The organism is Listeria kieliensis, assembly GCF_003369925.1.
Lineage (GTDB): Bacteria > Bacillota > Bacilli > Lactobacillales > Listeriaceae > Listeria > Listeria kieliensis_A.
Genome location: NZ_LARY01000001.1, coordinates 946634 through 968108, shown reverse-complemented (window position 1 = coordinate 968108; position 21475 = coordinate 946634). Strand labels below are relative to the sequence as shown.

General features: G+C 40.1%; 16 protein-coding genes. 13 read left to right on the top strand and 3 right to left on the bottom strand.

The genetic code is table 11. The features are described from left to right. Window positions 1-27 precede the first annotated feature (27 nt). From lepA to UR08_RS04740, 6 genes are all read left to right on the top strand, one after another. Window positions 28-1863 (top strand): translation elongation factor 4, encoded by a 1836-nt coding sequence (gene lepA / locus UR08_RS04765; RefSeq protein WP_115752503.1) that lies wholly within the window; start codon window positions 28-30, stop codon window positions 1861-1863. A 61-nt stretch (window positions 1864-1924) separates the two neighbouring features. Continuing rightward, on the top strand, window positions 1925-2104 hold the full coding sequence (locus UR08_RS04760) for a hypothetical protein (RefSeq protein WP_115752502.1): 180 nt from the start codon (window positions 1925-1927) through the stop codon (window positions 2102-2104). A 181-nt stretch (window positions 2105-2285) separates the two neighbouring features. Further along, window positions 2286-4037, top strand: coding sequence for an ABC transporter ATP-binding protein (locus tag UR08_RS04755; RefSeq protein ID WP_115752501.1), 1752 nt, complete (start codon window positions 2286-2288; stop codon window positions 4035-4037). Beyond that, window positions 4027-5835, top strand: coding sequence for an ABC transporter ATP-binding protein (locus UR08_RS04750; protein ID WP_115752500.1), 1809 nt, complete (start codon window positions 4027-4029; stop codon window positions 5833-5835). Before UR08_RS04755 ends, UR08_RS04750 begins: the two co-directional genes overlap by 11 nt. Before the next feature lie 71 nt (window positions 5836-5906). After that, entirely contained in the window at window positions 5907-6410 is a 504-nt protein-coding gene (locus tag UR08_RS04745) for a CcdC family protein (RefSeq protein ID WP_115752499.1), read from the top strand. Between the two features lie 70 nt (window positions 6411-6480). Further along, entirely contained in the window at window positions 6481-6996 is a 516-nt protein-coding gene (locus tag UR08_RS04740) for a hypothetical protein (protein WP_115752498.1), read from the top strand. A gap of 41 nt (window positions 6997-7037) precedes the next feature. Here the strand turns inward: UR08_RS04740 and UR08_RS04735 are convergent, their stop codons facing one another. Beyond that, on the bottom strand, window positions 7038-7646 hold the full coding sequence (locus UR08_RS04735) for a lysophospholipid acyltransferase family protein (protein ID WP_115752497.1): 609 nt from the start codon (window positions 7644-7646) through the stop codon (window positions 7038-7040). A gap of 99 nt (window positions 7647-7745) precedes the next feature. Between UR08_RS04735 and UR08_RS04730 the strand changes: the two genes are divergently transcribed. The 7 genes from UR08_RS04730 to UR08_RS04700 all read left to right on the top strand — a co-directional run bounded on the left by UR08_RS04730 (window position 7746) and on the right by UR08_RS04700 (window position 19428). After that, window positions 7746-8870 carry an exonuclease SbcCD subunit D gene (locus UR08_RS04730; RefSeq protein ID WP_115752496.1) on the top strand — a complete coding sequence of 375 codons (1125 nt, stop codon included), beginning with the start codon at window positions 7746-7748 and terminating at the stop codon, window positions 8868-8870. Further along, window positions 8870-11935, top strand: a complete 3066-nt coding sequence (locus tag UR08_RS04725) for an SbcC/MukB-like Walker B domain-containing protein (RefSeq protein ID WP_115752495.1) — start codon at window positions 8870-8872, stop codon at window positions 11933-11935. Before UR08_RS04730 ends, UR08_RS04725 begins: the two co-directional genes overlap by 1 nt. Before the next feature lie 80 nt (window positions 11936-12015). Beyond that, window positions 12016-15219 carry a DEAD/DEAH box helicase gene (locus UR08_RS04720; RefSeq protein WP_420812300.1) on the top strand — a complete coding sequence of 1068 codons (3204 nt, stop codon included), beginning with the start codon at window positions 12016-12018 and terminating at the stop codon, window positions 15217-15219. Further along, complete coding sequence (locus tag UR08_RS04715; protein WP_115752494.1) at window positions 15216-15632, top strand: general stress protein; 417 nt, start codon at window positions 15216-15218, stop codon at window positions 15630-15632. The genes UR08_RS04720 and UR08_RS04715 overlap by 4 nt, the downstream gene beginning before the upstream one ends. Before the next feature lie 168 nt (window positions 15633-15800). After that, window positions 15801-18500: an aconitate hydratase AcnA gene (acnA, locus tag UR08_RS04710; protein WP_115752493.1), complete on the top strand. Its 2700-nt coding sequence runs from the start codon at window positions 15801-15803 to the stop codon at window positions 18498-18500. A gap of 103 nt (window positions 18501-18603) precedes the next feature. Further along, the gene (locus tag UR08_RS04705) at window positions 18604-18837 is read left to right on the top strand and encodes a hypothetical protein (RefSeq protein WP_115752492.1); all 234 of its coding nucleotides are present in this window, start codon (window positions 18604-18606) and stop codon (window positions 18835-18837) included. A gap of 18 nt (window positions 18838-18855) precedes the next feature. Then, on the top strand, window positions 18856-19428 hold the full coding sequence (locus UR08_RS04700; RefSeq protein WP_115752491.1) for a DNA-3-methyladenine glycosylase I: 573 nt from the start codon (window positions 18856-18858) through the stop codon (window positions 19426-19428). A gap of 50 nt (window positions 19429-19478) precedes the next feature. On the opposite strand, the gene UR08_RS04695 is transcribed toward UR08_RS04700, so the two are convergent. Together UR08_RS04695 and UR08_RS04690 are read right to left on the bottom strand one after the other, a co-directional pair. Then, window positions 19479-20546, bottom strand: coding sequence for an ABC transporter permease subunit (locus UR08_RS04695; protein WP_115752490.1), 1068 nt, complete (start codon window positions 20544-20546; stop codon window positions 19479-19481). Next, window positions 20543-21460 (bottom strand): ABC transporter ATP-binding protein, encoded by a 918-nt coding sequence (locus UR08_RS04690; RefSeq protein WP_115752489.1) that lies wholly within the window; start codon window positions 21458-21460, stop codon window positions 20543-20545. Before UR08_RS04690 ends, UR08_RS04695 begins: the two co-directional genes overlap by 4 nt. Between the last annotated feature and the right edge of the window lie 15 nt (window positions 21461-21475).

Below are 21475 nucleotides of genomic sequence, written 5' to 3'. Positions count from 1 at the left end.
ATGAGCCGAGGAGCAGGAGCTGGGAAAATGGATAAAAATGAAATGCAAAAACGAACGAATAAAATTAGAAATTTTTCGATCATCGCCCATATTGACCACGGGAAATCAACCTTAGCGGATCGAATTTTGGAAGAGACACATGCATTAAGTCATCGTGAAATGAAAGCTCAATTGTTAGATTCAATGGATTTAGAACGTGAACGAGGCATTACGATTAAATTGAATGCTGTTCAACTTGCTTATACCGCTAAAGACGGTGAAACTTATATTTTTCACTTGATCGATACACCTGGGCACGTCGACTTTACGTATGAAGTGTCGCGAAGCCTAGCTGCTTGTGAAGGTGCGATTCTTGTTGTGGATGCTGCTCAAGGGATTGAAGCACAGACGCTTGCAAATGTTTATTTAGCACTTGATAATGATTTGGAAATTCTTCCGGTTATTAATAAAATTGACTTGCCAGCAGCTGATCCTGAGCGAGTTCGTGCTGAGATTGAAGATGTCATTGGACTAGATGCAAGCGATGCAGTACTCGCTTCCGCTAAAGCAGGGATTGGTATTGGCGAAATTCTTGAACAAATTGTTGAAAAGGTGCCAGCTCCACAGGGAGACTTAGATAAACCACTAAAAGCACTGATTTTTGACTCTGTTTATGATGCTTATAGAGGCGTAATTGCCAACATTAGAATTGTTGATGGTACTGTAAAAGCCGGAGACCGGATTCGCATGATGTCGAATGGCAAAGAATTTGAAGTAACAGAAGTAGGGGTCTTTAAACCGAAAGCTACGCCACAAGATACACTTATGGTAGGAGATGTGGGGTATTTAACGGCGTCGATTAAAAACGTTAGCGATACACGTGTTGGGGATACCATTACACTTGCCAATAATCCTGCTGAGGAAGCCCTACCAGGTTATCGGAAATTGAACCCTATGGTCTATTGTGGCCTTTATCCGATTGATTCTGCTAAATATAATGATTTACGTGACGCGCTTGAAAAGCTGGAGCTGAATGATTCTGCTTTGCAATTTGAAGCGGAAACTTCGCAAGCGCTTGGCTTTGGATTCCGTTGTGGTTTTCTTGGCCTCTTGCACATGGAAATTATTCAAGAGCGGATTGAACGCGAATTTAATATTGATTTGATTACGACAGCGCCAAGTGTTATTTATCATGTACAGCTAACGGATGGAAGTGAAATCGTTGTCGACAATCCATCTGAGATGCCTGAACCAGGTGTGATTGAATCGATTGAAGAGCCTTATGTCAAGGCTACAATCATGGTTCCGAATGATTATGTAGGGGCTGTTATGACGCTTGCGCAAAATAAACGTGGGAACTTTGTCACGATGGAATATCTGGATGACATTCGAGTAAGTGTTTTGTATGAAATTCCACTTTCAGAAATTGTGTATGACTTTTTTGATCAATTGAAATCGAGCACGAAAGGTTATGCATCATTTGATTATGAACTACTTGGATACAAACAATCGAAACTCGTGAAAATGGATATTCTACTGAACAGCGAGAAAGTCGATGCACTAAGCTTTATTGTTCACCGCGATTTTGCCTATGAACGCGGGAAAGCCATTGTTGAGAAACTGCGTGAGCTAATCCCAAGGCAACAATTTGAAGTGCCGATCCAAGCAGCTATTGGCACCAAAATCGTGGCTCGTTCAACGATCAAAGCGTTGCGGAAAAACGTTCTGGCCAAGTGTTACGGTGGGGACGTTTCACGGAAACGAAAACTGCTTGAAAAACAAAAAGAAGGTAAAAAACGAATGAAACAAATTGGTTCCGTTGAAGTTCCACAAGAAGCCTTTATGGCAATTTTGAAAATGGACGAAGACGAGCCTAAGAAATAATTTGAATAAAAAAGTGTCTCCACGAGGAGGCGCTTTTTTTTCTACGGGTAGAAGGATTTAAATGCTATTTTTAAAAGAGAGAAAAACACCAATTTTAAAAAAATTCAAGAAATCGTTTGCGTTTTCTGTGAAAGCCCTGTACAATGAAATCATTACATTAAACAAAGGAGGTATATGTTATGCGAAACAATCAACTACAACCAACCCAGCAACAACAATTTACAAAACCATTATTGCTTAAAAGTAAATTATTTGTTTTTCATTCCTATACTGTGCCTTTGGAAAAATTTAGGCAAAGTTAGCTCCTTTTTTATTGTTTTTTCACGTGAGAAAATGAAGACAAATATTCTTTTATGTGGTAATGGGCGAAATTTAATGTCCATTATTTTTTATTGTCTAAAATAGGGAGAGGAGCTGGCCATTTGAAAATTTTTAAACAGTTAGCCTGGTTTTTTAAAGAACAAAAGAAACAATATATTTTTGGGATTAGTATTTTATTTATCATTGCACTATTACAACTTGTGCCACCATATGTGATTGGAAAAGTAGTGGATGCAATAACCAATCATTCACTCACAAAGGTTAGTCTCACGCAGTGGATGATCCTTTTAGCCACTGTTGCCATTTTAACTTATTTAGGACGTTATGTTTGGCGACTGATGATTTTTGGATCAGACAATTTGCTTCAACGAACGCTGCGTTATCGCTTGTTCGAGCATCTGACAAAAATGTCGTCCTTTTTCTTTCAGCGATACCGAACAGGCGATTTGATGGCACGTGCAACGAATGATATCACAGCCGTTCAACAAGTCGCGGGTTCTGGCGTACTTACGCTAGCTGATTCACTATTGACTGGTGGGACCGTGATTTTGATGATGGCGATTAGCATCGACTGGAAATTAACGTTGATTGCTCTTTTGCCAATGCCACTTATGGCGCTCAGTACATCCATCCTCGGGAAAAAATTACATAGTCGTTTTCATGAAGCGCAAGCGGCTTTCTCGAGACTGAACGACAAAACGCAAGAAAGTATTTCGGGGATTAAAGTCACTAGAACTTTTGGGCAAGAAGCGGAAGATATCGCTGATTTTTCGAAACAAGCGAAAGACGTTGTTTCAAAAAATGTCTCAGTGGCCAAAGTGGATGCCATGTTTGACCCTGTCATTTCAATTATCGTCACACTTTCCTTCGTCCTTTCCATTGGTTTTGGTTCCAAGTTTGTATCGGATGGGACTTTGACCGTCGGCCAAGTGGTCGCGTTTGTAAACTATTTATTCTTACTAGTTTGGCCAATGCTCGCTTTCGGTTTCTTGTACAATATTATCCAGCGAGGAAGTGCCTCTTACGACCGCATCACGAGTTTATTTGACGAAAAAGCCGATATCGTTGACCTTCCAGGTGCATACACTGAGCCGCCACAGGGGGATATTGAAGCATCTATCAAAAGCTTTAGTTATCCAGAAGAAAAAGTGCCTGCTCTTTCAGATATCGCATTCACGCTGCGAAAAGGTGAGACACTTGGCATTGTAGGGCGAACAGGTGCTGGAAAAACGACTTTGCTAAAATTACTGCTTCGCGAATACGATCAGTATGAAGGGGAGATTACTTTTGGTGGACATCGACTCCAAGCGTATCAGCTAAAAGTGCTACATCAAGCGATTGGTTACGTTCCGCAAGATCAATTTTTATTCTCGACCTCTGTTTTGAACAATATTCGCTTTGGAAAGCCAGACGCATCGCGGGAAGAAGTTAAAGCGGTCGCGAAAACCGTAGCAGTTGCTGACGATATTGAAGGATTTAAAGCGGGCTATGACACGATTGTTGGAGAGCGGGGAGTTTCGCTTTCAGGCGGACAAAAACAGCGGCTAGCAATCGCTCGTGCTTTACTCATGAATCCTGAACTATTGATTTTAGATGATGCACTTTCGGCAGTAGATGCCAAAACAGAAGAAAGCATTCTTTCGAACTTAAAAGAAACGAGACGCAATAAAACCACTATCATCAGCGCCCATCGTTTGAGTTCAGTTGAGCACGCTAACTTAATTCTTGTGATTGATAATGGGAAAGTCACGTCTTTTGGGACACATGCAGAATTAATTGCAGCTGATGGTTGGTACGCGGCGATGTATCGTGAACAAAAACTTGAAGAGAGGAGTGAAGAGGATGTCGACTGATTATCAAAATGAAGAACTAGAAACTATGACTGGAAAAGAGCATCGAACGGTATTAAAACGCTTGATGAGCTATACGAAGTATCACATTCCGCTTCTCCTTTTGACAGGCTTTCTCGTCTTACTTGTAACAGCTGCTGAAGTCATTTCTCCGCTTCTTGTCCGGGCCTTTTTGGATCAACACTTGACACCGCTTAGCTTTGAGACGAAGGCAATCGTGATTCTTGCTTCTGCCTACATAGGGCTTGAAATTGGAAAATTTGTCGTTTGGTATTTCCAGCTTTTCTTTTTCCAAAAAATTGCCCTACAAATTGTTGAGCGAATACGAGTAGATATTTTTTCGAAATTGCATTCGCTCGGAATGCGCTACTTTGATCAAACACCTGCTGGAGGCATCGTTTCGCGAGTCACAAATGATACAGAAGCGATTAAAGACATGTTCATAAACGTTCTTTCAACCGCTATCCAGAGCTTGTTCATGTTAATTGGGATGTACGTAGCGATGTTTTCACTCAATGTGCAACTAGCGCTTTACAGCTTGATTTTATTTCCAGTTATTGCCGGGATTGTGGTCGTTTACAGGAAATATAGTTCGAAGTTTTACCGTGCTAAGCGTGAAAAGCTTAGTCAATTGAATGCCAACATTAGTGAATCTATTTCCGGGATGTCGATTGTTCAGGAATTCAATCAAGAAAAACGACTAACCGATGAATTTGAAGTCATCAACAAGGATTACTATGACGTCGGGATAAAAAACATTAAGTTTAACGCGCTTTTGCTTGGCCCAGCGATTGACTTTCTTTATGCGATTGCGGTTGTGATTATACTGAGCTACTTCGGCGCAGAAGCGTTAATTGGCCCTGTTGCGATCGGGACGATTTATGCCTTCATCAACTATTTTGACCGTTTTCTTGAGGCGATTTTTAACGTCATGGAGCGACTTGCTATGTATCAAGAAGCGATTACAGCAGCTTCTCGCGTATTTAAAATCATGGATGAAAAAGAAGAAGTACCTGCTCAGCATCTCGAAAAAGGAGCCCAAATTAAAGAAGCGCAAATTGAATTTAAAAACGTTTCCTTTGCTTATGACGGCGAAAATAACGTGCTTAAAAATATTTCTTTTACCGCACAAACAGGACAGACCGTTGCCTTAGTGGGACATACAGGAAGCGGAAAAAGCTCCATTATCAATTTAATGATGCGTTTTTATGAATTTGAACACGGCGATATCTTGATTGATGGTCGGTCGATTAAAAATTATCCGATCACAGAATTACGTAAGAAAACAGGGCTTGTACTACAAGATAGTTTCATGTTTTACGGAAATATTCGCGATAACATTCGTTTATATAATGAGAAGATTACAGATCAAGAAGTCGAGGAAGCAGCGAAGTTTGTTCAAGCAGACCGATTCATTCAGTCGCTGTCTAGCGGCTACGATCATAAAGTGATTGAACGCGGGGCTTCGTTTTCAAGCGGGCAAAGACAACTGATTTCGTTTGCACGAACCATTGTGACGGATCCGCAAATTTTAGTATTAGATGAGGCAACTGCAAATATTGATACAGAAACAGAAAGCATGATTCAAACGGGACTTAAACGAATGCGAGAAGGCCGAACAACAATCGCGATTGCGCATCGACTTTCGACGATTAAAGACGCGGATTTGATTCTCGTATTAAGAAAAGGCGAAATCGTGGAACGGGGTACGCATGCTGAACTCTTGAAAGAGCGAGGCATCTATCATTCCATGTATCTTTTGCAAAATAGTGGAATGGATTTAGACGAAGTAGGCAGTTAAATAAAATTTGGCTTTTTTCCGAAAGAAGCGCTATAATGGTGAACGAATGAGCGCTTAGGAGGAATTAGAGTATGTCACTTTTCATATCCATTTTAATCACACTTTTATTCGGCACAATGATTATTGTCATCCGAATGAAAGCATCAAAACGCCCGGCATCCATCAAGGGGATTATTTTGCCCCCCATCATGATGTCAACGGGCGCACTCATGTTCGTCGTCCCTTATTTTTGGGTAACGGGAGTAGATATTTTAGAAGCCATTGGGATGGGACTTTTGTTTTCCCTCATCTTAATTTGGACAACCCGATTTGAAGTACGAAATGAAGAAGTGTACATCAAACGGACCAAATCTTTCCCAATCTTGCTTATGGCACTGCTCTTGATTCGAATTATTTTGAAATACTGGATCAGTGGAAGTGTCGAAGTCGGCGAGCTAGCAGGTATGTTTTGGATTATGGCTTTTGCAATGATTGTTCCTTGGCGTGTTGCCATGTACTTTCAGTATAAGGCAGTTGCACGTGGTCTTGCAAAATCAGCTGAAATGTCTGAACGAAGACTTAAGGATAACTTGTAAAGCTAAAGCCAAATAATATAAAAATGTAGTGTTCTAGCTACATAAAAAAGATTTTAGAGGAGGAGAAGGTTTGAAAAAAATTGTTATTAGTTTGTTTATGGTTATTTTAGTACTTTCACTGGCTGCATGTTCATCAGGCGGTAAGGAAAGTAGCGACAAAAAAGAGGATAATAAAGCAACCTCGTCAAGCAAAGAGAAAGTTTTAGATTACTACATGGATCTTGTTTCGAAAATATCGGATAAAAACACGGATTTCAGTGCCTACACACAAGCACAAACGGCTGATCCTAAGCCAAGTGAAAAAGAACTTTCCGAACTTGCGAAAAAAGCATCTACTTCAGCTCAAGATGTGTCAAACATGTTAAAAGAGGAAAAAGTTCCGGATTTAGGTAAATCAACCAAGAAATTTGAAAAAGCTTTGAACGATTTAAGCGAGGCTTATGGAAAAGAAGCAGAGGCTTTAAAAGCCGATCAACCTGATACAAAAGAAGCAGATAAAGCACTTGAAAAAGCTTCGAAGGAAATCAAAACCATCTTAGAAGATAATAAACTAGCTGGTTCTGACATCTTAACAGACACAATGTAAGTCAAAAATAAAAGCATGTGGGCAATCCCGCCCGCATGCTTTTATTTTTTCTTGGTAGCTTCAATTTCAGCTTGCAAAGTTTCAAAAGTTTTCATAAGTTCCTCGGATTTTTGTTCCAAAACGAGTTTTTGTTCTTGCTCCGTATCATGAACTTGAATAGCGTCACCAAAACGGATAATGATTGGTTTTCGTTTCAGAATCTCTTTAAAGTTTTTCGGTCCATCATAAACTGCTGGAAGCATCGGGACATTTCCCTTATAAGCAATCGTAACGGCACCGCGTTTTAAATGAAGATTGGTTTGCTTACGAGTTCCACTTGGGAAAATCCCCACTACTTTACCTTGTCTAAGCAAGCGAATAGGGGCTTTGATGGCACTCGGTCCAGGATTACTACGGTTAACTGGAAAAGCATTTAAATGCGTCATTAGCCAGTTCAACATTTTCCCTTTAAAAAGTTCCTGTTTCGCCATATAATGAATGGGCGTCGGATAAAGTGCAAATCCAAGATAGATGATTTCAATCCAAGAAGTATGCGTTGAAACCACCACATAAGGACCTTCGATGATCTTTTCTTTATTTTGTACTTGAAATCGTCCACCAATGATGGCTAAAATGAAGTGAACGACTCCTTTTGCAAATCGGTAAAACAACAGCTTCAACTCCCTAAAAAACCTAGTTCATTACTAGTATACCAAAAAAGAAGGATTTTGCACCTCATAAAAAGAGAAAATCAAAGAAAAGAGGCTATTATGAAACTTTTACATACAGCAGATCTTCATTTAGGAAAAATTGTCTCAGGTGTATCTATGCTTGAAGATCAGCGTTATATTTTAAAGGAAATCACGAAAATCATTGAGCAAGAAAAAGTGGATGGAATTATTATCGCGGGAGATCTTTATGACCGTTCCATACCCCCAACAAGTGCCGTTAGCCTATTAAACGATACGCTCTATCACTGGAATGTGGAGCTTAAATTGCCTATTTATGCGATTAGTGGGAACCATGATAGCGCAGAACGACTGAATTTTGGCTCCGCTTGGTACAAGAATACAAAACTTTTCATGGCGGGTAAATTAATGAAAACGATTGAACCGATTTCACTTCCTGAAGCGGAAATTTGGCTCGTCCCTTATCATGAGCCTGCGCTTGTGCGAGAACTTTTGGAAGACGATGAAATTCGTAGCTATGAAGATGCGATGCAAGCGATTACGAAGCAAATTCGTTCGGTTTGGGACGCGTCAAAAGCTCAAATCCTTGTTGGGCATGCTTTTGTTTCGGGCGGCATTCCATCAGATTCTGAGCGCCAGCTTTCAGTCGGGAATGTAGACCGGGTTTCAACCAATGCCTTTGAAGGGTTTCAATATGTGGCGCTTGGCCATTTGCACCATCCACATGCGATCACACACCCAACGATACATTATAGCGGCTCGCCGCTAAAATATTCGTTTTCAGAAAGCGCCGATCAAAAGAGTGTTCGAATCGTTTCCTTTTCAGGGAGTGAGCTTACAGAAGTCCGGGAAGTTCCTTTAATCCCGCACAAAGATATGCGAATTGAAAGTGGGACGTTGCATGATTTGACGACTCATATCTTGGACCATCCAGACGACTACTTGGCTATTCAATTAGAAGATAAAGGAGCATTAATGGATCCGATCGGGAAACTACGCCCGTTTTATCCTAACATTTTACATCTTGAACGACAAAAAGTGGAAATCACCTCGCAAAATGAAGAACAGTTTGAAGAATTGATGAAAAAAGAAGATATTGAGTTATTCGATCAGTTTTTTGAACACGTTCGTGGTGAACATATAACGGAGAAACAGCATGACTTGATGACAGAAGTGTTTAATGAAGTACGAAAGGAGGAAGACTGATGCGTCCACTTAAACTGGCTATGACAGCTTTTCTAGCTTATAAAGAACGAGAAGAAATCGATTTTAACAAACTGGGGAATGAGCGAATTTTTGTGATTTCCGGGAAGACAGGGGCAGGAAAGTCAACTATTTTTGATGCGATCAGTTTTGCTTTGTTTGGAACTGCTAACTTATCAGACCGGGATAGTGCTTCGCTTCGAAGCGACTTTGCGTCGGGAAGTGAGCTCACTTCTGTTGAATTAACATTCAAGATACATGATCAAATATATTGGATCAAGCGCAGTCCGAAGCAAGTTGTTCCAAAAGCGCGCGGTGAAGGAATGCGTTCAATTCCACATAAGGTAGAACTTTATGAGATCAAACAAGGCGAAAAAAAGCTATTAGCGAGTTCTGTTCAAGAAGCAGAACAGCAGCTAAAAGATATTATTCAATTGAGTGTTGACCAATTTCGCCAAATTTTAATGATCCCACAAGGTGAATTTCGCGAATTATTGGTTTCAGATAGCAAGAAAAAAGAGCAGATTTTACAGCGTCTCGCTCACACAATTTATTATAAACGAGTGGAAGAGCGACTGATTGAAAAGCAAAAAGAGCTCGAAGAAAAAGCAGGTCATGCGGAAGCGGAACTCGTCAAAATTTTAGAACGAGTAGAGCTAAACGATTCTTCGAAGACACTTGCCGAAAACTTAGCGCAACTGGAAATAAAAGAACGGGAACTTGACCTTGCCCATTTGGATGCTGAACAAGCTTTGAAAGTTGCCCATCAAAAAGCTGAGGAAGCGCTGCAACAAGTTACGCATGCAGAAAATACCTTAATTGATTTTAAAGAACTTGAAACATCCAAAAAGAATGAGCAAATGTTAAATGAAAAACAAGATGAAATGACAGCAAGTGCTGTGAAATTGAAACAAGCTAGAAAAGCGGAACCACTTCGCGGGATGCGTGAACAGCTTCTTCGATTTGATGAAAAGCTTAAACAAGAAAACGAAAGAAAAATGCAACTTAAAGAGCAGCTGCAAACGCTCAAATTAGGGCAAGCGGAACTAGTAACTAAGCAAGCAGAACTTCAAAAAGAAAGTGAACATGCGGAAAAGTGGCGTCATAATTTATTTCAATTTGAAGAACTTGAGCCTAAACTAAAACAGCTCGAAACTAAAAAGCAAGAATTTTTTAAGGCGCAACAAGCTTTTGAAAAAATCGAGCGTCATTTTCAGGAAAAAGAAGAAGTTTTTCGGAAACTGAGCATGGAAACTGAACAACTGGCAAGAAAAATCGAGACAAAAACGGCTGTTCAAAACACAAAATATGAACTTCTCATGGAGCAAAATAATGCTGAAAAAGAGTTAAGCACACTAAATGAAAAGGTGAAACAAGCGGAGGCTATCCAAACTTGGCAAAATCAACAACAAAAGGTTCTTGCCGAATTAGAAATAAACCAACAACGAGAAAAGGAGCAGGCTCATGTAGTCGAGGAGAAGCTTAAGGCGGTGCAAAAAGAGCAGGCTGCGGTTTTAGCAATGCAACTTGTGGACGGGGAAGCATGTCCTGTTTGTGGTGCGCTAGATCATCCGCATCCGGCTGATTTTCATGAGGCAAGTGATGAAGCAGAAGCACTGGAGGCAGAACAAGCAAAACTCGAGTCTCTTAAGAAAATGGGTCAAAAACTGGAAGAGCACAATCGTCAGTTGCTGTGGCAAATGGGTCAAGGTGAAAAATTAGATCTTGAGGAACTAACAAATTGGCAAAGACGGGCCGAGGAGTTGCAAACGCTTCTTAAAGACCAAGAGCAAGAAAAACAAAAAATTGAGCTTGCTAGTGAAGAAAAAGCTAGGTTAACGGAAGAAAATGCTAAAAAACTGCAACAAAAAGAACGAGTGAGCGAGGAATTATCTGCACTTCAAATTGAAAAGGAGAGCAAAGAACGAATTCGTTATGCGACTGAAACAGAAATTCGCCTTCTAGAAAACGACATTCCAGAAAAACTTCAAAGCGAAGAAACTTTTTTTGCGATGAAAAACAAAATTAAATTAGCACTTGACCGCTTTCTAGAAAATGAAAAGAAGATTCAAGAAGATTTGAACGAACGAAATGAGCAAGTTGTTTCAGCGGAAACGGAGCTTAAAAATCAGTATGCTTATGTGGACAAACTTAAAGAAGAGCAAACGCAAGAAGTGGCTCGCTTGCAAGAAGAGCTTTTAAACCGTCAATTTGCTGACATCGTTAGTTTGGAAGAAGCTCTGCTTTCTGAAAGGGAACAAGAAGCGCTTGAGACACAAGTGAAAGCTTATGAAGATGAACGACTTGTCGTAAAAGAGCGTATTGTGCAGCTGGAGCGTAAATTAAAAGAAATCGAAAAGCCCGATTTAGAACAAATACAAGCTGCTTTTGAAGTTGCGAAGTTGGAGCGATCAGAAAAAGAAAAAGCGATGATGGAGAGTCGTGAAAATAAACGCTTTATTTCTGAACAAAGGCAAGCTTTTATTGAAGTCCAAAGTGAATTAAATCAAATTGCAGCGGATTATGCCGATGTGGGCTTACTTGCCGATACTGCACATGGAAAAAATGAGCTGCGTCTAACATTCGAACGATATGTGCTAGCAACATTTCTTGATACGATTATTTATCATGCTAATGCACGCCTTGCCAAAATGACAAGTGGCCGCTTTGAACTAAAACGCAAACTTGACCGAGCGAAAGGCAATGCACAAAGTGGTTTGGAACTAGAAGTGTTTGATGCGTATACGGGCGCTTCTAGGCATGTAAAAACCTTATCTGGTGGGGAGAGTTTTAAAACTTCCCTCGCTCTTGCGCTTGCTCTCGCGGAAGTTGTTCAAGAAATGGCAGGTGGAGTTTCTCTTGATACGATGTTTATTGATGAAGGATTTGGCACACTCGATCCAGAATCGCTTGAGATGGCCATTGAATGTTTGATTGAGACACAAGAAAATGGTCGGTTAGTGGGGATTATTTCACACGTGCCCGAATTAAAGGAACGGATACCCGCTCGGCTTGAAGTTACAGCAACGAATGATGGCAGTAAAACGAAATTTTTCGGGATCGAGTAAAAGAAACCTTTTAGCAGATGAAACGCTCGTTTTATGATAAAATGGAGTATTGAAAGATTTTTAGAGGGGGAAGTGAAGTTTTGAGTCAAAGCGTCAATATTCAAGATGAGATGATTCCCTATCAAATTAAACAAGCAGCCAAACAATTACTCCGTGAAACGGCGATCATGAAAGAAGATGACGACTATTATTTTGAAGACGGCGAGCATGTCCAAAAATTTGGCGAACATTTATTTGATTGTACCTGCTCTGCTCATCAATACGGAGAACGTGTTTGTAAACATATTTATGCTGCTTTTTTGAAGGAAGAAGAATTCAAACATGACAAGAAAAAACAAAGCTTAAAAGCTCGAATCTTGGAACAAGAATCAGAAACCTTGCTTTCACTCTTTAAAACAAATTCTGAGCAAAGCTTTGAAGAGGAGATTTCGACAAGTCGAGAGCTCCTTCATGTTCAGTTTATTGTCAAGATTTTCCCGGAGAACCAAATGAACCGGTTGTCACTAGAAATAAAAGTTGGTCCAGAACGCGTCTATGTTGTGAAACAAATCGGAAGCTTCTTTAATGCGATCAAGGAAGGTCGCATTTTAGAATTTACCAGTCACTTCACCTATGATCCGGCTGACTATGATTTCGATCCAGATGATTGGACGGTTTTGAAACAACTCATACGCATTTATGAGGCTTCTAGGCTTTATGACTCGGAATTAGATTCTTTTGCTCGAAATTACAGAGAAGATAAGCGCCTTTTAATTCCACCAAATGAAGCTAGGATGCTTCTTGAACAAATTAGTGACAGGACAAGCATTTTTCAAATCGTGACAGAGCGAAATGATGTAGCGATTCAGTACCCGAAATTTAAAGTAACCGACGAAAACTTAGATTTTAGTTATCGCTTTGCGGAAATTGATAAGGGCGACTATCAAATTGAATTTGAATCCTTGCAACAAGCCGTTTTTTTGGATTTATATCGTGCCATTTTTCTTGATGGAACGCTTCATTTTTTGAACGAAAAAAATTGGGAAGCGCTGGCTCCGCTGAAAGAATTTCAACTGATTGCTAAAAGCGATATTATTCAGTTTCCTGAAAAGAAACTAGGGGAGATGGTCTCTTACGTTCTTCCGATTTTACAAAAAAGTGGTCACGTTGAAATAGATGAGGATATTGAAACAAGAATTGAGCGAGAAGAGCTAATTGCTGAGCTTTATATCACACCCTTTGAAGTGGATAAGCATCAACTGCAGTTAATTTATCGTTACGGTGACCAAAGCTTTGACCCTTTCCAGACTGAGGAACTAAAGGCACAAGGTCGCCAAGTGATTTTACGAGATATAAAAAAGGAAAATTATATCATGCGCTTAATCGAGAACTCACCGATTTTGTTTTCCGCTGATCGGATGGTGCTTCAAGCGAATGATGAAAAGCTGTATCAATTTTATTACCGTGTGATTCCAAAACTCAAAAAATTTGTTACAATTCATATGGCAGAAGAGTTGGAAGATATGATTCAAAAGCAAGTCGAAGCGGTTACTTCCTTTGACTTAGCGAAAGATAACGGTTTGCTTTCCATTTCCTTTGATTTTGAGGGGATTCCTGAGGATGAGATTCAAGATGTCCTTACTTCACTAAAGGAAAAAAAGACTTTTCATCGCTTAAAAAATGGTCGTTTTATTTCGCTTGAGGACAGGGTTTATCGTGAAATGGGTCGAATGATCGAATTTCTTGATTTGCGTAAAAATGCCTTGAAATCAACTATTCAAGTCCCTGTTTATCGAGGAATTCAACTGTATGAAACGTTTTCCAAAGATCAAAAGTTACACAGCCAGTTTAGTAAAAGTTATCATGAGTTGCTAGAAATGATCCAGCATGAAAAAGAAGCAAACTTTGATTTACCAAAAGAATTAAACGCTTCTCTCCGAGATTACCAAGTGACAGGATTTAATTGGATGAAATCTCTTTCGAAGTATCGTCTTGGTGGGATTTTAGCTGATGATATGGGCCTTGGGAAAACCATCCAAACGATTAGCTATTTACTTTCTGAACTGGAAGAAAATAAACAACTTGATCCTATCCTCATCGTTACACCAGCTTCACTTTTATATAATTGGCTGAATGAATTCGATAATTTCGCGCCAAAGGTCGAAGTATCGATTATCCAAGGAAATAAAGAAAAGCGCGAAAAACAAATTGAACATATTGAAGCGAATCAAGTTTATTTAATTTCTTACCCAACTTTGCGACAAGATCAAGATTTATTCCAAGAAAAGCAATTTCACACGGTTATCTTAGATGAGTCACAAAATATAAAAAACTACAATACCAAGGCTTCGCAAGCTGTCCGATCTGTTCGTGCTCGAACGCACTTTGCACTCAGTGGAACGCCACTTGAAAATTCGACAGATGAGCTTTGGGCTATTTTCCAGACGATTATGCCTGGCTTTTTCCCATCGCTTCGCAAATTCAAGGAGCTCAAGCATGAACGAGTAGCTGAACTGATTCGTCCATTTTTGCTTCGCCGCTTGAAACGGGATGTTGTAAAAGAGCTTCCGGAAAAAATTGAAACGAATCTTTATTCGGAACTCACAACGGAACAGAAAAGCTTGTATCTCGCTTATTTGGAACGTATTCAGCATGATTTAGCGCGCTCGTCACTAACAAGTGGAGCGGAACGAATCAAGTTACTAGCAGGACTCACGCGCTTGCGGCAAATTTGCTGTGATCCGCGTATGTTTGATGCAAGTTATATCGGGGAATCTAGTAAGTTGAATCAACTGATGGATACAGTCCGAGCGGCCAAAGAAAATGGTCAGCGAATTTTGATTTTTTCACAGTTTACTTCGATGCTGCAATTGATTGGCAAGGAACTTCAAAAAGAGGAGCTTGATTTCTTTTATTTAGATGGAAAAACTTCAAGCAAGTCACGGGTTCAGATGGCAGACGCCTTCAATCAAGGTGAAAAAGATTTATTTTTGATTTCACTTAAAGCGGGCGGAACAGGGTTAAATTTGACCGGTGCAGATACCGTCATTTTATTTGACCTTTGGTGGAACCCAGCAATTGAAGAACAAGCAGCGAGTCGAGCTCATCGTATCGGTCAAAAGCGAGTAGTCCAAGTGATTCGAATGATTACAAAAGGAACAATTGAAGAAAAAATTTATGATTTGCAGAAAACGAAGCAAGCTTTAGTGGATCAGTTGATCAAGCCGGGTGAGCAATTCTTGCATCAGCTTTCAACGGATGAAATTAAAGCAATTCTCGATATGAATGAGGAGGGACTCGGATGAAAAAGTGGGAAGTTTTCGTGGCAGATACGGAAGAGGATGCCAAAGTTCGAATTGAGCAATTGATGAAAGATGGTTATTCCAAAGAAGACTTGTCTGTTTTAGCCAAACAAAAGAAAGTGAGCCGTGAAGTAGCTGAGGATACTGATACGGAAATTGAACGGCCTGTAAATGAAGAAGCTTTTGGTGCGATTTCTGGTATTTTACAGTCACTAAGTGGAGGACTTGTGATCCCGCAAGTCTATCGTCCAGAAGGCGGTTCACTTTATGCAGCGGGTCCATTTGCAAAATGGTTCTCGCGGACAGATGATAAATCTGTTACGAGGCTATTAGAAGACTTTGATTTGACGGAGCAACAAATAGAAGATTTTGTTCAGGGACTCGAAGCTGGGAAAATCTTGATTTTGGCTCGATAAAATAAGATTAAGCGAAAAAACCGACAGGAAGCTGTCGGTTTTTTTGAAAGAAAAGCACTTATTTAATAAGAAAAAGTTATTAAAAACAAAAAGTTTATCCTAGTTTACTTATCGCGGGGATTCCAGTACAATAAAGTGGAGAGCGCTTCGATTAAGGAGGAGACGAAGATGACGAACTGGAAAGAAAAAGCCAAAGCATCCTTTGAGCTAAATGGAGAGACGATTTATTATTATGATTTGAAAGCACTTGAAGAAAATCCAAATGTGAAAATCAATCGATTGCCGTATTCAATTCGAGTACTGCTTGAATCTGTTTTGCGGCAAAATGATGGACGTGTTTTAACCGATCAACATGTGGAGCATTTGGCGAACTGGTCCAAAGATCCGCAAAAAAATCAAGGAGATGTTCCTTTTAAACCAGCACGTGTCATTTTACAAGATTTTACAGGAGTTCCAGCTGTCGTGGATTTGGCATCACTTCGAAAAGCGATGCATGACATGGGGGGAGATCCAGAAAAAATCAATCCAGAAATTCCAGTTGATCTTGTTGTCGATCACTCGGTCCAAGTGGATAGTTATGCAAACCCAGAAGCCTTAAAAATCAACATGGAACTTGAATTTAAGCGCAATATGGAACGGTATCAATTTTTAAACTGGGCACAAAAAGCGTTTGATAATTACCGCGCTGTTCCTCCAGCAACAGGGATTGTTCACCAAGTCAATTTAGAGTATCTTGCAAATGTGGTATTGAAAAAAGAAAGCGATGGTGAAGTGACGGCTTATCCAGATAGTTTAGTTGGGACAGATAGTCATACTACGATGATCAACGGGATTGGCGTACTTGGATGGGGTGTAGGAGGCATTGAAGCAGAAGCTGGCATGCTTGGACAGCCTTCGTATTTTGCTGTACCAGAAGTCATCGGCGTTAGACTAACGGGTGAACTACCAGATGGTGCCACAGCAACTGATTTCGCATTAAAAGTGACACAAGTCTTGCGGAAACAAAAAGTGGTAGGGAAATTTGTTGAGTTCTTTGGTCCGGGAGTGGCTACACTTCCGCTGGCAGACCGAGCGACCGTTGCCAATATGGCCCCTGAGTACGGAGCAACCTGTGGCTTTTTCCCTGTCGATGAGGAGTCGCTTGACTATTTGCGCCTTACAGGTAGAAGTGAGGCACAAATTAAGCTTGTGGAAGAGTATCTTAAAACCAATCATTTATTCTTCACTGATGAAGAACCAGAATACACGGAAATTGTTGAAATTAACTTAGCTGAAATTGAAGCGAATTTATCTGGTCCGAAGCGTCCCCAAGATTTAATTCCACTTTCAGAAATGAAGCAAACTTTTGAAGACTCGATTACAAAGCCGGCTGGAAATAGCGGGTTTGGTCTTGAAGCGAGTGAATTTGATAAAAAAGCCAAAGTAGTTTACGGTAATGGCGATGAGTCAATCATGCGAACTGGAGCTGTTGCGATTGCAGCAATTACGAGTTGTACGAATACTTCAAATCCATATGTGATGCTCTCAGCAGGGCTTGTCGCCAAACGCGCAGTGGAGTTAGGCCTTGAAGTGCCGAAATACGTCAAGACTTCTCTTGCGCCAGGTTCAAAAGTTGTCACAGGATACTTGGAAAAAGCTGCTCTTTTACCTTACTTGGAAAAGCTCGGCTTTGACTTAGTTGGATACGGCTGCACAACTTGTATTGGGAATTCAGGCCCTTTAAAAGAAGAAATCGAACAAGCCATTTTAGATAACGATTTGCTTGTTTCAGCAGTTTTAAGTGGAAACCGAAACTTTGAAGGACGAATTCATGCGTTAGTAAAAGCAAATTTCCTTGCATCACCACCGCTCGTTGTAGCATATGCACTGGCTGGAACAACGCATATTGATCTTAAAAATGAACCTATTGGACGCGGGAAAGATGGGAAAAACTATTATTTGAAAGACATCTGGCCATCTTCAGAGGAAGTAAGGGAGCTTGTGAATGAAACTGTTACACCGGAGCTTTTCAGAGAACAATATGCTCGCGTATTCGACGATAATTCAACGTGGAACGCCATTGAAACAACAGATGAACCACTATATAGTTGGGATGAATCTTCTACGTATATCGCGAATCCACCTTTCTTCGAGCATTTATCGAAAGAGCCTGGACTGGTTGAGCCTTTATCTGGCCTTCGTGTGATCGGAAAATTCGGGGACTCGGTTACAACAGATCATATTTCACCAGCAGGAGCAATCGGGAAGGATACACCAGCAGGAAAATTTTTGCGTGAGCACGGTGTCGCAATTCGCGATTTCAATTCATATGGCTCAAGACGTGGGCATCACGACGTCATGATGCGCGGAACTTTTGCCAATATTAGGATCAAAAATCAAATTGCTGAGGGTACAGAAGGCGGCTATACGACTTATTTCCCAACAGGAGAAGTGATGTCCATTTACGATGCGGCTGAAAAATATGCCAAGACAGGTACAGGACTCGTTATCTTAGCAGGTGATGATTATGGTATGGGTTCATCGCGTGACTGGGCAGCGAAAGGAACAAATTTACTTGGAATTAAGACTGTTATTGCGAAAAGCTATGAACGAATCCATCGGTCAAATCTTGTAATGATGGGAGTTTTACCACTTCAATTTATGTCTGGTGAGAGTGCGGATACACTTGGTCTTACAGGACATGAAACGATTTCTGTTGAAGTGGGGGAATCCATTGAGCCTAAAAGTACAGTCAAGGTAACGGCTGTTTCAGAAGATGGTTCTATTCAAACTTTTGATACGATCGTTCGGTTTGATTCAGAAGTCGAAATTGATTACTATCGGAATGGCGGGATTTTACCAATGGTCTTGCGAGAAAAATTAAGCTAACTTAACAAGGGATTATTTGCTTTGGCAAATGATCCCTATTTGACTTGTAAAAAGAGAACGAATGTTCTATAATAACACTAAGTTAAAGAAAGTGAGAATTAAAATGAAAAAAGAGACTTGGCAGATTATTGCAGTCATTGTTTTAGGTGTGTTTCTTGCGAGCGTGTGTCTTTTCTTTGGAATAAACTTGCATTTGAATCGTTTTTTGCTCTTGCTTTTTATTGCGGTAAGTTTGACAGTTGGCATTACCGAGAGACGCAGCGAACGCTTGCTGTTTTCTTTGTGTGGTTTTTTTGTGGCTGCTTTTATGAGTACATATTATATTTTAATTCACTAAGGAAAGGGTGTGGAATAAGTGGGAGAAGAAGCAGGGTGTAACTGGGCTAAAAGTAGTGAACGCGAGCAGGTTTATCATGATGAGGAATGGTGTGTTCCGAGCTATGACGACCGCTATTTATTTGAAATGTTAAATTTAGAAGGGGCGCAAGCTGGGCTTTCCTGGCGAACAATTTTAGATAAACGGGAAGCATACAAACAAGCATTTGCCAATTTTGATATTGAAACATGCGCACATTTTTCAGAAGACGATTTAGAACAGTTGAGACAAAATGAAGGAATCATTCGAAATCGCTTAAAAATCCGTGCAGTTCAAACAAATGCTGAAGCTGCACTTAAAGTTCAAGCGGAGTTTGGCTCATTTTCTTCCTATGTTTGGCATTTCACTGACCATAAACGAATCATTCATCACTTTGAAAATGAATCAGAAGTGCCCGCTCAAGATGAGTTGTCAGAGCGAGTGAGTCGCGATATGAAAAAACGGGGTTTTAAATTTGTTGGACCGGTCATTATTTACTCTTATTTACAAGCTGTTGGGGTGCTTGACGATCATGTGGTTTCTTGTCCATCCCACAGTTTAAACCGGGCTTAAAAAAGGGAGAAAATCGAAAAGATTTTCTCCCTTTTGGTTTCTTTTTTTAGTTAGCTTAAAGCTACATCGCGTTTTTTAAAGATATAGAAAGTGAAGCCAAGAATGGCTATAATGTAAGCAAATAATGTGAGAATCACTTGCCACATCGCAAGTCCTCCTGCTATTTCATTTCCAAGTGTTAATGAGTTTAACTGGAAGAGATTAAAAATTAACCACTTCAACCAGTCATATTTCGCAATCGCCAGTGGCAGAATAGCAGAAATGATATTTCCTGAAAACAAAGCTCCAATCCCAACGCCGACAGCAAGAGCTTGCGAACGGACAACGGATGAGAATAAGAAAGCGATACTCAGGAAAGTAAGCATTAACACAAAGTTCGTTCCAGTTAGTTTAAGTGCCATTTCGAAAGCATTTAAGCCCCCAGTTTCTGGAGAAATTGGCAAGCTATAAGATCCGCCCCCCAGCATAAACGAGAAGAGGAGGGAAGAAACAAACAGTACGATGCTCGAAATGATTGCATAAAGAATACAAACAATCAGTTTGGAAGCAAGAACTTGCGAGCGAGAATACGGTCGCGTTAGAAGTAATTTAATAGTCCCACCAGAAAACTCAGAAGCTACGATGGTGCTTGCTACAATGACCACTAAAATAGTTGCGATACTTGCTTCTTGGGCTAAACTTCCGAAAAAATCTGCCCCTGAAAGACCGCCAGTAGACTCCTTAGGTGTCTTTCCTTTGTCTACATAAACTTGATAATAGTCAATCTGACGCTGAATTTCTTCTTTAGCTTGTGTATCAGTAACGGCTTTCTTTTGCATTTTTAAAGCAGCTACAGACTCTTTTGGTGAAAGAACCGTTCTTTGAATTTGTTTCACTTTTTCACTGCCTTGATCGGCCATTTCATTGTACTTATCTTCTGAAATAGACTGTCCAGAAGCATCTGTATATTGTGTCACACCACGTGGTGCTTCTGCAGGATGATCTGTAGTATTCATTGACTTATTAACAAAAAAGAAAAGAAGAGCCATTAAAAAAACCATAAGAATAAGTATGAGTTGCATAATCCAACTGGATTTACGAAGAAATAATTTCTGCCATTCATTTTTTATTAAGTTCATTTAGTTTCTCCTCCGTTCGTTAATGCTAAGAAGCGATCTTCGAGCGAAACATGAACTTTTGCAAGTTCCAAAATATCAATATTGGCTTTTACGAGTGCTCGCGCGATTTCAGGGACAACCTCACTATTAAGTTCAAGCGTCAATTGCGTTTCCGTTTGCGCTTTTATTTCAAGTTCAAGCGATTCTAATACTAGTTTCGCAGCTTCAGGATCAGAAACTTCTAATTGAACCGTGACTTTAGCTTCTTTTTCAAGGTCATGCATACTTTCGATATGCGTCAATTTCCCATGGTTAATAATAGCAAAGCGATCTGTAATTTGTTGAATTTCACTAAGTAAATGACTTGAAATCAAAACAGAAGTTCCATTTTGTGCAAGCGAACGGATTAGTTCGCGAAATTCGCGCATTCCTTGGGGATCAAGTCCGTTTGTTGGTTCATCTAAAATAAGTAAATCTGGTTCGTGAATGAGCGCTTGCGCAAGTCCAAGACGTTGCCGCATCCCAAGGGAATAAGTTTTTACTTTGTTGTGAATCGCATGACCAAGTTTTACTTGTTCCGCAATCTCCATTAAGCGTTCTTCTGGGATCTCTTTGCGACTCATTCTGGCAAATTGCTTTAAGTTATTAAATCCTGACATATACATATAAAATTCTGGATTTTCAATGATAGCACCGACATTTTTAATTGCATCTTTAAAATTTTCATCAACATTGACACCACTGATATGTACTTCACCGCTTGTTTTTTTGATTAGTCGTACGATGGAACGAATAATCGTTGTTTTACCGGCGCCATTTGGACCAAGTAAACCAAATACCTCTCCTTTTTGAACGTCAAAGCTAATGTTATGTACAATTTCTTTTTGTCCAATTTTTTTTGAGACATGATCTAGCTGTAATACTGTTTCCGTCATTTTCCCACTCCTTTA

Coding starts and splice junctions, on each gene's coding strand:
- UR08_RS04730 (WP_115752496.1), top strand. CDS start 7,746: ATGAAACTTTTACATACAGCAGATCTTCATTTAGGAAAAATTGTCTCA.
- lepA (WP_115752503.1), top strand. CDS start 28: ATGGATAAAAATGAAATGCAAAAACGAACGAATAAAATTAGAAATTTT.
- UR08_RS04725 (WP_115752495.1), top strand. CDS start 8,870: ATGCGTCCACTTAAACTGGCTATGACAGCTTTTCTAGCTTATAAAGAA.
- acnA (WP_115752493.1), top strand. CDS start 15,801: ATGACGAACTGGAAAGAAAAAGCCAAAGCATCCTTTGAGCTAAATGGA.
- UR08_RS04745 (WP_115752499.1), top strand. CDS start 5,907: ATGTCACTTTTCATATCCATTTTAATCACACTTTTATTCGGCACAATG.
- UR08_RS04760 (WP_115752502.1), top strand. CDS start 1,925: ATGCTATTTTTAAAAGAGAGAAAAACACCAATTTTAAAAAAATTCAAG.
- UR08_RS04750 (WP_115752500.1), top strand. CDS start 4,027: ATGTCGACTGATTATCAAAATGAAGAACTAGAAACTATGACTGGAAAA.
- UR08_RS04715 (WP_115752494.1), top strand. CDS start 15,216: ATGAAAAAGTGGGAAGTTTTCGTGGCAGATACGGAAGAGGATGCCAAA.
- UR08_RS04695 (WP_115752490.1), bottom strand. CDS start 20,546: ATGAACTTAATAAAAAATGAATGGCAGAAATTATTTCTTCGTAAATCC.
- UR08_RS04690 (WP_115752489.1), bottom strand. CDS start 21,460: ATGACGGAAACAGTATTACAGCTAGATCATGTCTCAAAAAAAATTGGA.
- UR08_RS04705 (WP_115752492.1), top strand. CDS start 18,604: ATGAAAAAAGAGACTTGGCAGATTATTGCAGTCATTGTTTTAGGTGTG.